Here is a 14004-nt window from a genome sequence, read left to right on the forward strand (position 1 = left end):
AAAGTTTCACAACAATGAATACAGTTGTACTATCAGAACAGTTTTCTTTGGTTAATTCATGGATTAACGAACTCAGGAATGTTGATATTCAGCATGACAGGATGAGGTTCCGCAGAAATATGGAGCGGATCGGCGAAATAGCCGCTTTTGAAATCAGTAAAAGTCTCGAGCAAAAGGAGATCGAAATTCAGACGCCGTTAGATAAGATCAGAGTCAGAGAAATTGCTGTTCAGCCGGTTATTACGACCATATTAAGAGCCGGTGTTCCTTTGTTTCAGGGGATTCTGAATTATTTCGACAAAGCCGACTGCGGATTCGTGGCAGCATACAGAAAACATGATGCTAATGATTATTTCTCGATCAAGCAGGATTATTTAACGTGTCCCGATATCGAGGGTAGGCCTTTAATTGTCGGTGATCCAATGCTGGCTACAGGGGCTTCTTTAATTGAAGCGATCAAAGATTTACTCACCCACGGCAAGCCAAGCCAGCTTCATATTGTAGCTGCAATTGCTTCAAAACAAGGTGTTGAAACCATAGAAAAAGCTTATCCCGAAGCCAAAATATGGGTTGGAGCCATCGATGAGCAGCTCACTTCCAAGGGGTATATCACACCAGGTTTGGGAGATGCCGGAGATTTAAGCTATGGAGAAAAACTACAACGCTAATTTATATTCGTAAATATTACAGATTAGATATGTGAAACTTTTCTGTTTTTAAAAAGTTCAAACTTAATATTTAAAATAGGGTGGCATCAGCAATGTCACCCTTAAATATTTGTGCCTGACTGATCAGAATATTTGGGCTCAAACCTATTATTAATTCTTAGTTTGATAAAAAATATTAAAAAAAATAAATATCACAGAAGGAATACAAAAAATAAGTCGTCTAAAAGATAGAAAGCATTAAGAAGAAATTTCATCTTAAAATTTATGCAACAAAACTTGATAGATAACCAAATAAAAACGTATTCCAAATGATGAAAAAAATTTTAACATCACTTATTGTTCCCTCAATTTTTTTAGCGGCTGTTTTTTATTCTTGTTCCGGCGACGACGTGTATGAAGAAGCACCTCTTTCTAAAGACGAATATCCCAATATTACGGCTGCTTTCGGGGCTAATATTAATTTGAGCAGTCTTGAAAATTATGCCAATCAAATCAAGCCGGCTTATATTACCAAAGATAATACCGCAGGAAACCCGATAACGGACAAAGGTGCTACTCTGGGAAGAATTTTGTTTTATGATAAAAATCTTTCTAAGGATAATACCATTTCCTGCTCAAGCTGTCACAAACAGGAGCTGGCTTTCGGAGATAATGCTGTGGCAAGTATCGGTGTTAACGGAACTACAGGAAGGCATTCTATGAGACTTGTAAACGCCAGATTCAGCAATGAAACAAAATTTTTCTGGGACGAAAGAGCATCAACCTTAGAAGCACAAACTGTTTTCCCGATTCAGGATCATGTAGAAATGGGTTTCAGCGGAACCAATGGTGACGGCAGCCTGCAGGACCTGATTGCCAAGCTTCAGAATATAAAATATTATCAGGAAATGTTTACGTTTGTGTATGGAGATGCGGTGGTAACCCAAACCAGAATTCAGAATGCTCTGGCACAGTTTATAAGAAGCATTCAGTCTTTTGATTCTAAATATGATGCAGGAAGAGCGTCGAGTGCCAACGACCAGCAGCCGTTTGCCAATTTTACTGCGCAGGAAAATCAGGGTAAAAATTTATTTCTGGCTCCTCCCGTATTCGATGGTTCAGGAAACCGTACAGGGGGCGGATTAGGGTGTGCCGCATGTCATGCAGCTCCGGAATTTGATATTAATCCTACCTCAAGAAATAACGGGATTATAGGGAAAATAAGCGGAACAGGTATTGATATTACCAATACAAGGGCGCCGAGTTTAAGAAACGTTACCAATAGCAGCGGACTGGAGAACGGCAGATTTATGCATACCGGAGGTTTTACAACCCTGCAGCAGGTAATCGGTCATTACGCAACCATAAGCATTGCTGCCGGAAATACCAATCTTGATCCGCGCCTCACCCCGAATGGTGTAGGACAAAAGCTTAACGTGACAGCTCAGGAAACAGATGCGGTGATTGCATTTTTGAAAACCCTATCCGGAAGCGATGTGTATACCAATAAAAAATGGAGCAATCCTTTTAAATAATCTTGAATCTTAATTGTAAAGCTGTCGTTTGGCAGCTTTTTTTGTTAATATAAGCCTTAAATTACTATGATATCTTCCAGAAATCTTTCATTAGATCCAGTAATAGTCTGACTCTGACTTTATCCATCGGATGCTTTGTGCCAGGGAGTACGGCAAGTCTTCCGTCCGGAAGGCTTCTGCAGGCATCAATACTTTCTTCCAGGGTCACCATGTTATCCTGATCTCCTACCATAATCTGAATGGGGATGTTTATTGCTGAAAGGTTACCTTTCAATGGAGGATTTTTTCCTAAGGAAACCATAAGATCAGCAACGGAATGCATCAGTTTTTTCCATTTTTTTCCGTGTTGTGCTTCCATAAGAGTGGCATATTTTGGTACTTTTTGAGCAATGACTTCAGGATCAAGCATTTTACTTTCCTTTAATGCCTTTTCTTCCGTCCAGTCGAATTTTGTTCCCAAAGTCATCACAGAATTGATTCTTTGTGGATACTCCAAAGCATGGCAGAGTGCTATATAACCGCCCATGCTGTGGCCGAAAACATCAACATCATACAGGTTATTTGCTTCGATAAAATCCTGCAATTCACGCGTGTATTTTTCAATGCTGATGCCGTCTTCAGGGAGTTCGGAGTTTCCATGCCCTGAAAATAAAGGGGTATGAACGGTAAAATATTTTGAAAGCTCCTCTATGAAAGGATCAAAGGTCTGGCTGTGACCTAATGCGCCATGGAGTAAAATAAGATTTGACATGGTAATGTTTTCCCGGAAAATTACTAAAATTTATTACATCTCATATGTGAAAGAAATAGCTTTATTTAAAATTCTTACACTTTCAAGCCCTTATACTCTGAACTTTACACTTTAAAGTTACGCATCCATAGCCATTACCAGTACATTTATCTTATTATTTCCGGCTTTAAGAATTTCCCATGCAATGGAAGCAACCGTATTCCCGGTAGTGAACACGTCATCAATAAGCAGAATATTCTTTCCGGTAATTGTCTGGGTAATGGAAAAAGTATTTTCCGTTTCCAGACGGCGTTGTCTGTTCTTCAACGCTTGGGCTTTTGAATAATGATTTCTCCGGATCAGATTATGGTCGAACGGAATGTTGTAGAATTCAGAAATTTTTTCGGTAAATAAGTGCAGCTGGTTATAGCCTCTTTCTTTCAGTTTTTTAGGATGCAGCGGTACCGGGACCAATAAATCAGGCTTCTGGTTCCCGAAATCAAGACGTTCAGATGTCCACTGTGCCAGAATTTCCCCTGCTATTTCCCTGCTTTTGTATTTTAGTTCATGGATAATTTTTCTGCTGAGATTTTCTTTTCCGAATTGCATTAAGGCAAAAGTATTCTCAACAGGAAAAAGGAGTCTGCATTTTTCTTTTATAAAATTATCATCAGAATAGCCGGAATGTATAAAATCAATCTGGCTGAAACAAAGCTCACAGATCAGAAGATCAGCCGAAATAATACTGTTACAGCCCAGGCAGCGGTTCGGAAACAGAATATCCAGAATCATTTGTGCGTATTTTTTTGCTAATATACTAACTTGTACATTATTCCGTAGTGTAATTTCAAGTGCAAACATTGAATAATACGGGATTTAACCAGATTCTTTAATTTTATGTCTTATTTTTGAATAAATATTGAAGGAGATGAGCTTGATTTATGAGAAACAGATCGTGGTAACAGAAGAACATATCGACCGAAACAATCACGTCAATAATGTCCAGTACGTCAAATGGGTGGAAGAAATTGCGGGGGAACATTGGGATTTCGTGAAACATAAAACCAACAATCCTGATGATATCTGGATGCTTCTGGATCATCACATTCAATACAAAAAGCAGGTCTATCTGGGAGAAATTCTCACGATAAAAACCTATCCGAAAACTCCTGAAGGAATCCGTCAGCCGAGAAAAGTAGAATTCTACTGCAATGATCAGCTGGTAGTAGATTCCTTAACGCTCTGGGTTTTCATTGATAAGGAAACGGAAAGGATTATCAGGCTGGAAAGTGACTGGCTGGATATTTTATAATTTTTCGCTAAGAATCGTAAGAACCAAGTCCGATTTTTCTTTATCAATGGTCCCTGTGATCTCCGATACGGTTCCGTTTTTATCAATAATAAAAGTAAGAGGATTTCTTATTAATGAAAAGTAGGACTGTAATTCTTTCATTGAATCCGTAATATGTAGAAAATTGAATTCATGTGTTAATAAAAACTGTTGAAGCTTCTCTTTTGGGTCGTGAGTTATTGCTATAAAATTTACTTTATCACCTAAATTTTTCTTAATTTGATTGAGGTACGGAAGCTCTTCAATACATGGCGCACAGTTTGTTGACCAAAAATTGATAAGCGTAACTTTTCCGGTGAGTTCCTGAGCGCTGAAATTTTCACCTTCGCCATTTTTAAAATTTTCAATAGGAAAATGTTGTCCGATCTTTTTTTCCAGAAGAGGGTGAGCCTGGAAATGGTTTTGCTGTGCGTTTAAAGACACGCAAAAGAGAAGAAAAAAAGATAAAAAATATTTGAGTAGTTTGGTCATCTAACGGGTATTAATTTCTTTATCAACGTGCTAAAGATTTTGTTTATTGTGATGTATGGCAAATATCATTTATCTACATACATGCATTCAAATCTGTAGTCACAATTTATCCAACCCAAACTCAAAGCAAATTCCTTATCTTTGCACCATGATACGTATTACAAAAATTTTTACATTCGAAACAGCCCACGTGCTGTACAATTATGATGGAAAATGTAAAAATATGCATGGGCATTCCTACAAGCTGTTTGTGACGGTAAAAGGAAAGCCCGTAAATGATTTGGAAAACCCGAAAAACGGAATGGTGGTGGATTTTGGAGACATAAAAAGTATCGTAAAATCTGAAATTGTAGATGTCTGGGATCATGCGGTGCTGATCAACGGACTTTCCCCGCATAAAGAACTGGGGGAAGATCTTGAAGGAAAAGGACATAAAGTAATTTACTGTACGTTCCAGCCAACATGTGAAAACATGTTGTATGCGATTGCCGCAAAAATAAAATCTAAGCTTCCGGAAGGGATTTCTCTGGCTTATCTTAAGCTTCACGAAACAGAAAATTCTTACGGAGAATGGTTTGCGGAAGATAATCAGTAATGTAGATCAATAAATATTCAGAAGTGTTAAAGACAACCATTAATCTAGAACCTGGAAAAAAAGTATATTTTGCTTCCGATCAGCATTTCGGTGCACCGGATCCAAAGTCTAGCAAAGTGCGTGAAGAACACTTTATCCGCTGGATGGATGAAATCAAGCATGATGCGCAGGTCTTGTTTTTAATGGGTGATCTTTTTGATTTCTGGCACGAATGGAAGCACGTGATCCCGAAAGGATACGTACGGGTGTTGGGTAAAATTGCCGAACTCAAAGACCGGGGAATTCATATTTATTTCTTTGTAGGAAACCATGACCTTTGGATGAAAGATTATCTTGAAGAAGAAATAGGATGTACCGTTTTTTATACAAAACAGTATTTTGAAATGGGGGGTAAGCAGTTTCTGCTTGCTCACGGTGATGGCCTCGGACCAGGTGATAAAGGATACAAGAGAATGAAAAAGGTCTTTACCAATCCTGTTGCACAGTGGTTCTTCAAATGGCTGCATCCGGATATTGCCATGAAAATTGCGCTGTATATGTCGCAGAAAAATAAAATGATTTCCGGTGATGAAGACAAAGAATTTTTGGGAGAGGATAAAGAATTTCTGATTATTTATTCTAAAGAAAAGCTTAAAACACAAAAAATAGATTATTTTATCTATGGCCACCGTCATCTTCCTATGATTCTGGAATTGGAGGGGAAAGCAAAATATATCAATCTGGGAGACTGGATCTCTTACTTTACCTACGGAGTGTTTGAACACGAGTTTCATCTGAAAACATTTGAAATGAAAACAAAAAGAATTACCCCATAAAGAGGTAATTCTTCGAGCAAAACGAATTTTACTCTTGTTTTTAATCCATATTCCGGTTTTGTAATTGCAATAACCCGACCAAAATTTAAATTTTATATTAAAAAAATATTAAAAAGCTCAATGGTTTCATTAATTGCTTTATAATGAGACTGTAAGAGAAAATATCTTTCGCAGTGGACACAATATTTGACATACAAACCGGAAAAGACTTTCTGTTGGCATCTCTCAGAACTTTTCGTTATCAATATCAGAATGTTGAAATTTACAGACGTTTTGTAGATTATCTTAATATTAATCCTGATGAGGTGGATGAACTGGTCAAAATCCCGTTCCTTCCAATCGAGATGTTTAAGAATCATCAGATTATAGATAAAAATGTGAAGGCAGATCTGTTCTTTCAAAGCTCGGGAACCACGCAGATGAATCTTTCAAAGCATTTTATTGCGGACGAAGATCTCTATAAACAAAGCATCTATAAAAGCTTTTCAGAATTTATAGGAAAGCCGGAAGATTTTATTTTCCTTGGATTGCTGCCAAGCTATCTGGAGCGACAAAATTCTTCGTTAATCTATATGGTTGATTACTTAATGAAAAAATCAGGAAAACCTGAAAACGGGTATTTTCTTTACAATCATGAAGATCTCTTTGCTCTTTTAAATAAACTGGAAGACAAAAAAGTTATTCTCTTTGGAGTTTCCTTTGCCTTGCTGGATTTTATCGACTATTGCCATTCTGAACGTAGTGACGAATCTTTGAACTTTATGGAGGATTTAATAGTGATCGAGACCGGCGGTATGAAAGGAAGAAAAGAAGAAATGACCAAAGATGAACTTCTGAAAATTTTACAGGAAGGTTTTAAAACGGAAAAAATTTATTCCGAATATTCCATGACGGAACTCCTTTCACAGGCATATTCTTTAGGAAATAATGAATACCAATGTCCAAGCTGGATGAAAATCATGATCCGGAATGCAGAAGATCCTTTTAACTACGAAAAAGAAGGAAGAACCGGCGCTATCAACATTATTGATCTTGCCAACGTTCATTCCTGTGCATTTATTGCTACCCAGGATTTAGGAGAAATTGTCGGAGATAAATTTCAGGTTTTGGGCAGAATTGACCACTCTGATGTTCGGGGTTGCAGTTTACTCGTAAGTTAGGTTTAAGAGTTGTAAAATATAAAAGATGGGTGTGTGAATGTTTTTAAATATAGCTGCTTATCGTGCCTGATCTCGAATGGTTGTTAAAATAAAAACTATTGGAGTCCTGAAAGGACGACCTAGATAAGAATAGGATGTAAATCCTATCAATTAATGATTTGTAAGAATAGGAAGCAAGATACGATCCTGTCAAATTAAAAAAAATGTTAAAAATAGAAGAATTGGTTCATGCATTTATTTATTCTCAATGTGATTTTGAGAAGGAAATTGTGCTGACCAATCATTTTCAGGCAGATTGGGAAGCTGATATTCTAATTGTGGACTCGGAAGGATTCAGTCACGAAATAGAAATCAAGCTCTCAAAAAGTGATTTTAAAAATGATTTTAAAAAATCCTATACCAATTCCAATACCGGCGAAAAGTTTCTGAAGCATGATAAAATTTCCTGCGGCGATTATGTCTGCAATGCCTTCAGCTTTCTGCTTCCGATGGGAATGGTAGATCATACGCTTATTCCGGAACATTGCGGCATCATTGAGTTTTATCATAATGTAGATTCCTGGAATACGGAATTTTATACCATCAGAAAACCTAGGAAGGTTCATGAAGATGCTTACTGGAAGCTAAATGATAAAGATCTTTTTATCCGGAAAATGGCGCTTAACCTGCTTCAGAGAAAGTTAGAGATCAAAGGGAAACACGAAGAACTGATCTTTAAAAATCCTTTTGATATTAAAAAATTAAAGTAAGACCAAAAAATCCTGTTGTTCAACAGGATTTTTTTTTGTTTATACCGATTCTGAAATTTCGTGTTCTTTTTGAAGCAAGAACTTATATATAAGTCCGCCGGAAATTCCGCCTAAAATCGGAGCGGCCCAGAACAGCCAGAGCTGCGAAAGTGCATTGCCCTGTACAAAAATTGCCTGAGAGAGCGATCGCGCCGGATTCACGGAAGTGTTAGTAATAGGAATTGAGATCAAATGGATTAAGGTAAGAGCAAGCCCGATGGCAATTCCTGCAAACTTTCCGTTGGAATGCCTGTCGGTTGTTCCCATAATAATGATCAGGAAAAAAGCAGTCAGTAAAAATTCGGTCAGGAAGGCGGCGCCCATAGAGTAGCTTTTCTCAAAATAAACGGGAGCATCGTAAAAATTGGTAGCAAAAGCACCCGGTGCGGAAAAATCGATACTTCCGGAACCGTGTAAAATAATGTATAAAGCTCCGGCCGCTGCAATAGCTCCCAGGCACTGGGCTATGATATATGGAACAAGTTCCCGGACAGGAAACCTTCCTCCCGCCATTAATCCGAAACTTACGGCAGGATTGAAATGTCCGCCGGAAATAGGCCCTACAGCATAAGCCATAGTAAGAACAGTGAGTCCGAAAGCTAGGGATACACCTATCAGTAATATACCCATTTGTCCGTTGGCAGAAGGTGCAATCTGGGAGGCAAACAATGCGCTGCCACAGCCTCCGAATACAAGCCAGAAGGTGCCGAAAAATTCGGCAAAAAGTTTTTTCATCATATTTATATTTTTTTAAATGTAATCAAATTTATAATTTATATATCGAAATAAAAAGTAAATTTAAATATCATTAATTTAATTAAATTTTATTTTATTTATCAAATTATCATTTTTTATGATTTTTGTTGTGTTTTCTGTAATGAAGTATTATTATGGTATTTGACTGATAATAGATAATTCATTATTTTTAATTGGAAATTAAAACATTCTTTAATGAAAAAGTTTTTATGCGTGGTATTTGCTTTCGTTATTCAGGGGACTTATCATTCCCAGGAAGCTAAAAAAATATTACCCTGCTATGATCTTACAGAAGTTTTAAAAGTAGAGCCTACATTGCTTTACAAACCTCACCTTGATGCCTCTAAAAGTTTTGGGGTCAAAATTTTGAAAGATTCAAAGGCTGTTCAGAAATACATCAACAACGGAAAATTCCACAAGGTCAGCAAATCCGGAAAAGGATATCGTGTACAAAAACTCGACTACAGCAGAGCATGGATGGTTTCCAAAGGAAAACTGATGCTGGAAAGAATTGGGGCACGGTTCAGCAAAGAAACAAAAGGAAATACATTTACCGTTTCATCCATTACCCGTACCCTCGAAGATCAGTGCAGGTTAAGAAGAGTTAATACCAATGCATCACTGGGGATTAGCTCACATAATTACGGCAATTCTTTCGATATATCCTATGTGCGTTTTGATGGGGTTTTAAGGAACAATTCAAGACTGGAAGCTGCTCTGGAAAAAGTGTTGAAATATTATTATGATGCAGGCCGCATTTACTATATTAAAGAAAGACAGCAAAGTTGCTTTCACATTACGGTTAAGAATTATTAAATAGTTTTCAAATCTATGTGATATACTTGCACAGATAATTTAGTTTCTATAATTTTATGGCACTTTAAAAAAACCGTGAAATATGAATATATTCAACAGAGATCAATTTGATGTCGCCATTGCAGAGTGGACCAACTGCTGTGCAGATTATGCTAAAATCCAGAGCCTTATCCCAACAAATTACGTTTTTACCTTTAACTCGGAACAGGTTAGCTGGTTGAAAAGCCAAAATAAGTACAATGAATTTTGTGCAGAAATAGGAGTTTTTAAAGGTCAGTTGGTGGCTATTTTATGTCCCATGGATGCAAATGGACAAAGGCTTGTTGTAGATCAATTTCCTTACAGCGTCCTCGGTGAACTTGACGGCGATCTGAGACTGGTAGAAACCGAGCAGTATAAAGTAATTAAAAATGCTGTTCTATCTAAAGACTTGCAGCGAATTGATTATGATTCAGATACCTATTTCCCTGTTTCCAACAAACCTATGCTGGACCAGGATGTAGCACTTGAAGCAATAGAATCCTGGAGAAATGACGGGATGACATGGTTCTACAGAGAATGTTCAGAGTTTAAAGGAAGCAGGATTTTCAAAAAGTTTTTTGTGCCTTCTGAAGATCTTATTTCTTCCAAACCGGGACTTTACAAAATAATATGCTCATTCGGACTTAAGTTTTCGGAAGTGTATCAGAGAGTTTTGCCTACGCTTATTTTTATCTCTTTTTATCAGGATCTGCAGAATTCGGGAAGCATCGATACCATTTCAAATACGTACGACTGGTCTCAGCCTTGCCCACCCCTGTGTCCGTTAAATTATAATATCTAACTTATTGTGGATACATACAAAGTAATACTTTATCTTAATAATAGTTTACTTTTTATTTGTGCTGTTATAGGACTTATCCGGTACAAATTTTTTAAAAATTCAGAAAAATGGTATGTCTATTATATCATTTTTCTTTTTTTGATAGAAACTGTTGTTAAACTCTGTCTTTATGTTTTTAACCTGAAAGACGTGAATTTTGTCTTTCCTTTTTACGTTGCCGGAGAACTTCTGCTGCTGGGAATTTTATATATAAGAAAGCTTCATATGTCGGTTTACTGGTATATTCCTGTAGCCCTGCTTGCGGCTTTATTCTTTATAGATTCCCAAATGCTTACCAACGATGTGAAAAAAGTGATATCCAATATAGTGGTAATCTGCTTTGCCGGATATGCACTGCTTACTGTCATTAAAAGCAGTAAAATCAACGACAGATTTATACTGGCAGACAGCTTTATCTTCGTATACTATGCACTGTCGGTTTTTTTATTTTTCCTTCTCAGGCAGCTTTCGGATCTGGGAAAAGAAGAGGCCAATATGATATGGAGTATCAATAATATACTCAGCAGTTTTTTATATGTATCAATTATTTATACCTTTTTAAAATTAAAGAAATAACTCTTAATATTAGCTTTTTTATTACGTTAATTGTCGTTTTGATAATTATCATGTCTTTTATTTTGCTTGCGTACAGAAGCTTTATTAAAAGAATAATTGAAGAAAAAAATGTACAGCATGAAGCGGAGGTCCTGCACCAGAAAAACCTGGTGCTGGAAAATATAAAAGCCCAGGAAGCAGAAAGAAAAAGAATTGCGGTAATGATTCACGATGATATTGGAAACAGGCTTAATATTTTATCATTATGGCTGAATAACCTTGATACCAAAGGAGATGAGCTTATAAAAAAAAATATTACTACCCAGATGTCTTCTCTTATAGATTCTTCACGAAGTATTTCACATTCATTGTATCCTGTAAATCTTGAAACCGTAGGACTGGTGTTATACATTGAAGAGCTCATTGCCAACTTATCGGGAAGAATAAATATTTCACTGAGTGTAAGCCCTAAATTTCAGAAAAAAGATATTTTTATAGAAGTTCAGCTTTACAGAATCATTCAGGAGTTTACCACCAATGTTCTCAAACATTCGGAAGCATCAAGAGTCTGGATCTATATTAAAGACAATCGTAATAATCTGGGGGTAGTAATCTCAGATAACGGAGAAAGTTTTGAATATGAAGAGGTGAAAAAAGGGATGGGGATCAAAAATATAGAATCCAGAATAAAATCCATGAACGCGGCACACAAATGGAAAAACGTCTTAGGTAAAGGAAGCCGGCTAATCATTAAAATTCCATACACTAATGAATTCCCAAATCAAAGTAGCACTAATTGATGACGAACAGCTCATCCTCGAAGGGGTGAAAATGCTCCTCTCCTCCGAACAGAATATTTCAGTAGGATTTACTTCCAACAACGGTCCGGATTTTCTCAAAGTTTTAGAGAATACTTCAGAAGAAGACTTTCCGGATATCGCGTTGGTAGATGTTCAGATGCAGCCCATGAACGGCTTTGAGCTTGTTGAGGTTCTTAAAGAAAAATATCCGGACCTCAAGATCATCATCCTATCCTCCCATTACAAAACAACCATTCTGGGATATATGGTGAAGCTGGGTGTTTCTGCTTTTTTACCCAAAAACTCCAACAGGGAAGCCTTTATGGAAGCCATCACTATGGTTTATAAAAACGGAATTTTCTTTACACCAGAAGATCATCAGATGATCTTTTCCTACATGAACAGCCCTACCAAAAAACGAACACTCTTCGAAATGGACGATGAATTGTCCGACCGGGAAAAAGATGTGGTAAGGCTTATCTGTCAGGAATGCACCAACAATGAAATTGCCGAAAAGCTGTTCATCAGTCCAAGAACCGTAGAAAGCCACAGGCAGAGAATCGTGGAAAAAATAGGCGCCAAAAATACAGTAGGTATTGTTATTTATGCTATCATTAATAATATCCATCCGTTAGAAAGAATCTGATTCCGTAGAAATACGGAATTTTTTATTTGGTGCTTTTTACTCTAAAATCCCGCCTTTTTTCATCGTTACTTTGAAGAATTCGTTCACTTTATCAATTTTGATAAGGTTTAAAACTAAAACCACAAGGTGTCAATGAAAAGCAGCATAATCTCCGTCGGAGTTTTTTTTGACGGAACAGGAAATAACGGGATAAACGCAACTTCTCCCGAAAAGCCCCCAAAAAACAACGAAAGTTATTACGGAAATATTACCAATATTTATAAATTATTTCAACAGTTTAACGGTGAGGAGAAAATATATATAGAAGGCATTGGAACCGTTACTCAAAAGGAAGACAGCGATTTTGCCATGGCTACCTGCAAAAATCCTGCAGGCGAAGAAGGATATTCTTCTGATGACAAACTACAGAAAGCATTTTCTTTTATCAGGCAGATCATGTCTGATTGTACAAGTCGATATGAACTATATATTTACGGATTCAGCAGAGGAGCAATGCTGGCCAGAAATTTTTGCTACGAACTGCTGAAAGAAAATACTGATTTTCAGGGAAATGTCACTGTAAAATTTCTTGGTGTTTTTGATACGGTAGAATCTGCGCCCTTCCACGATTACAACGTGATGGTGCATCCCGCAACGGAAAAAGCACTTCATATTTGTGCCGCAAACGAATGCCGCTTTTTCTTTCCCTTAACAGGTCTTTTTGAAGATTCTGGTTTAATGGAAGATAAAATAGCAGATACAGGGAATACCGTCTGGAAAAAAATTTTTGTTCCCGGAGCTCATGCAGACGTAGGAGGCGGATATCTGGAAGGTTCCCAGTCAGTATATATATCCCCGAATTTCCTTCAGGAGGGTGAGGTTGAAGCCTACATCCGTAATATCAGGACAACAGCCGATGCAGAAGGAAATAAAATATGGGATCATATACTGGAAAATTATGAAATAAACCGCGGAAAAGCATTTTTTCAGGCTTATCTTGCCAGAAATCTTGTGTACAATGAACTTTCTAAAGTTTACGGGAAACTTATGCTCGAAGAATCAAATGCTGAAAAACCGATTTTTAATACGGAATTTGATGATTCCAACTTTTTAATTGATGCCGGAAAACATCCCTATCTCATCCAGCTTTCAAATGCACTAAAGCAGTATGCAGAAAAGCTTTCCCCGGAATTAAAGCCTGTTTATCATTATAAAGAACTGACAGGTTATAGTCATATCTCCGCCAATTTTGGATTGTATCATCCGGCAATTTCAAGAAATTCAGCAGACGGCGGACTTACGGAATTTATCAACAACGGGCTGAACGTACCGGGAAATTCTGACGATCAGTTTACTGCCAACACTTCAAAACTACAGGTGGAAATACATCATATCGAAGATTCTGTCGTGGATTACGCATACGGAACCAATATCCCAAATAACGACAATTGGAACCGAACCATATTGATTAAGGAAAATTTATACAATAAATGTTAGT

17 protein-coding genes are annotated in these 14004 nt (G+C 37.2%); 13 read left to right on the forward strand and 4 right to left on the reverse strand.

Annotation, left to right across the window (positions count from 1 at the left end):
• Positions 1 to 14 precede the first annotated feature (14 nt).
• Together upp and HHL20_RS00935 are read left to right on the forward strand one after the other, a co-directional pair.
• Entirely contained in the window at positions 15 to 668 is a 654-nt protein-coding gene (gene upp / locus HHL20_RS00930) for a uracil phosphoribosyltransferase (RefSeq protein WP_169229339.1), read from the forward strand.
• 308 nt (positions 669 to 976) lie between these two features.
• A complete protein-coding gene (locus HHL20_RS00935) occupies positions 977 to 2182 on the forward strand; it encodes a cytochrome-c peroxidase (RefSeq protein ID WP_228463067.1) in 1206 nt (401 codons plus the stop codon).
• A 64-nt stretch (positions 2183 to 2246) separates the two neighbouring features.
• Here HHL20_RS00935 and HHL20_RS00940 read toward each other — a convergent pair whose 3' ends face one another.
• Together HHL20_RS00940 and HHL20_RS00945 are read right to left on the reverse strand one after the other, a co-directional pair.
• Positions 2247 to 2933: an alpha/beta fold hydrolase gene (locus HHL20_RS00940; protein ID WP_169229340.1), complete on the reverse strand. Its 687-nt coding sequence runs from the start codon at positions 2931 to 2933 to the stop codon at positions 2247 to 2249.
• Positions 2934 to 3050: 117 nt separating this feature from the next.
• Positions 3051 to 3704 carry a ComF family protein gene (locus HHL20_RS00945; RefSeq protein ID WP_169229341.1) on the reverse strand — a complete coding sequence of 218 codons (654 nt, stop codon included), beginning with the start codon at positions 3702 to 3704 and terminating at the stop codon, positions 3051 to 3053.
• Between the two features lie 136 nt (positions 3705 to 3840).
• Between HHL20_RS00945 and HHL20_RS00950 the strand changes: the two genes are divergently transcribed.
• Entirely contained in the window at positions 3841 to 4224 is a 384-nt protein-coding gene (locus tag HHL20_RS00950) for an acyl-CoA thioesterase (RefSeq protein WP_169229342.1), read from the forward strand.
• Here the strand turns inward: HHL20_RS00950 and HHL20_RS00955 are convergent.
• Positions 4219 to 4734, reverse strand: coding sequence for a TlpA family protein disulfide reductase (locus tag HHL20_RS00955; protein WP_169229343.1), 516 nt, complete (start codon positions 4732 to 4734; stop codon positions 4219 to 4221). The genes HHL20_RS00950 and HHL20_RS00955 overlap by 6 nt on opposite strands.
• 148 nt (positions 4735 to 4882) lie before the next feature.
• Here HHL20_RS00955 and HHL20_RS00960 point away from each other — a divergent pair, with 148 nt between their 5' ends.
• The 4 genes from HHL20_RS00960 (at position 4883) to HHL20_RS00975 (ending at position 8053) form a co-directional block, all read left to right on the forward strand.
• A complete protein-coding gene (locus HHL20_RS00960) occupies positions 4883 to 5329 on the forward strand; it encodes a 6-pyruvoyl trahydropterin synthase family protein (RefSeq protein WP_029294574.1) in 447 nt (148 codons plus the stop codon).
• Between the two features lie 23 nt (positions 5330 to 5352).
• Complete coding sequence (locus HHL20_RS00965; RefSeq protein ID WP_169229344.1) at positions 5353 to 6144, forward strand: UDP-2,3-diacylglucosamine diphosphatase; 792 nt, start codon at positions 5353 to 5355, stop codon at positions 6142 to 6144.
• Positions 6145 to 6317: 173 nt separating this feature from the next.
• Entirely contained in the window at positions 6318 to 7304 is a 987-nt protein-coding gene (locus HHL20_RS00970; protein ID WP_169229345.1) for a LuxE/PaaK family acyltransferase, read from the forward strand.
• Positions 7305 to 7507: 203 nt separating this feature from the next.
• The gene (locus HHL20_RS00975; protein WP_169229346.1) at positions 7508 to 8053 is read left to right on the forward strand and encodes a hypothetical protein; all 546 of its coding nucleotides are present in this window, start codon (positions 7508 to 7510) and stop codon (positions 8051 to 8053) included.
• Between the two features lie 39 nt (positions 8054 to 8092).
• Here HHL20_RS00975 and aqpZ read toward each other — a convergent pair whose 3' ends face one another.
• A complete protein-coding gene (gene aqpZ / locus HHL20_RS00980) occupies positions 8093 to 8827 on the reverse strand; it encodes an aquaporin Z (protein WP_169231080.1) in 735 nt (244 codons plus the stop codon).
• 216 nt (positions 8828 to 9043) lie between these two features.
• Between aqpZ and HHL20_RS00985 the strand changes: the two genes are divergently transcribed.
• The 6 genes from HHL20_RS00985 (at position 9044) to HHL20_RS01010 (ending at position 14003) form a co-directional block, all read left to right on the forward strand.
• Entirely contained in the window at positions 9044 to 9664 is a 621-nt protein-coding gene (locus HHL20_RS00985) for a DUF5715 family protein (protein WP_169229347.1), read from the forward strand.
• An 82-nt stretch (positions 9665 to 9746) separates the two neighbouring features.
• Positions 9747 to 10487, forward strand: a complete 741-nt coding sequence (locus tag HHL20_RS00990) for a hypothetical protein (RefSeq protein WP_169229348.1) — start codon at positions 9747 to 9749, stop codon at positions 10485 to 10487.
• Positions 10488 to 10676: 189 nt separating this feature from the next.
• On the forward strand, positions 10677 to 11102 hold the full coding sequence (locus HHL20_RS00995) for a hypothetical protein (protein ID WP_169229349.1): 426 nt from the start codon (positions 10677 to 10679) through the stop codon (positions 11100 to 11102).
• Positions 11103 to 11152: 50 nt separating this feature from the next.
• The gene (locus HHL20_RS01000; protein ID WP_194306218.1) at positions 11153 to 11881 is read left to right on the forward strand and encodes a sensor histidine kinase; all 729 of its coding nucleotides are present in this window, start codon (positions 11153 to 11155) and stop codon (positions 11879 to 11881) included.
• Entirely contained in the window at positions 11850 to 12527 is a 678-nt protein-coding gene (locus HHL20_RS01005) for a response regulator transcription factor (protein WP_169229350.1), read from the forward strand. Before HHL20_RS01000 ends, HHL20_RS01005 begins: the two co-directional genes overlap by 32 nt.
• Before the next feature lie 132 nt (positions 12528 to 12659).
• Positions 12660 to 14003, forward strand: a complete 1344-nt coding sequence (locus HHL20_RS01010) for a T6SS phospholipase effector Tle1-like catalytic domain-containing protein (protein ID WP_169229351.1) — start codon at positions 12660 to 12662, stop codon at positions 14001 to 14003.
• Position 14004: the final 1 nt, after the last annotated feature.

Origin of the sequence: Chryseobacterium cheonjiense (assembly GCF_012927265.1) — a bacterium.
GTDB classification, from domain to species: Bacteria; Bacteroidota; Bacteroidia; order Flavobacteriales; family Weeksellaceae; genus Chryseobacterium; species Chryseobacterium cheonjiense.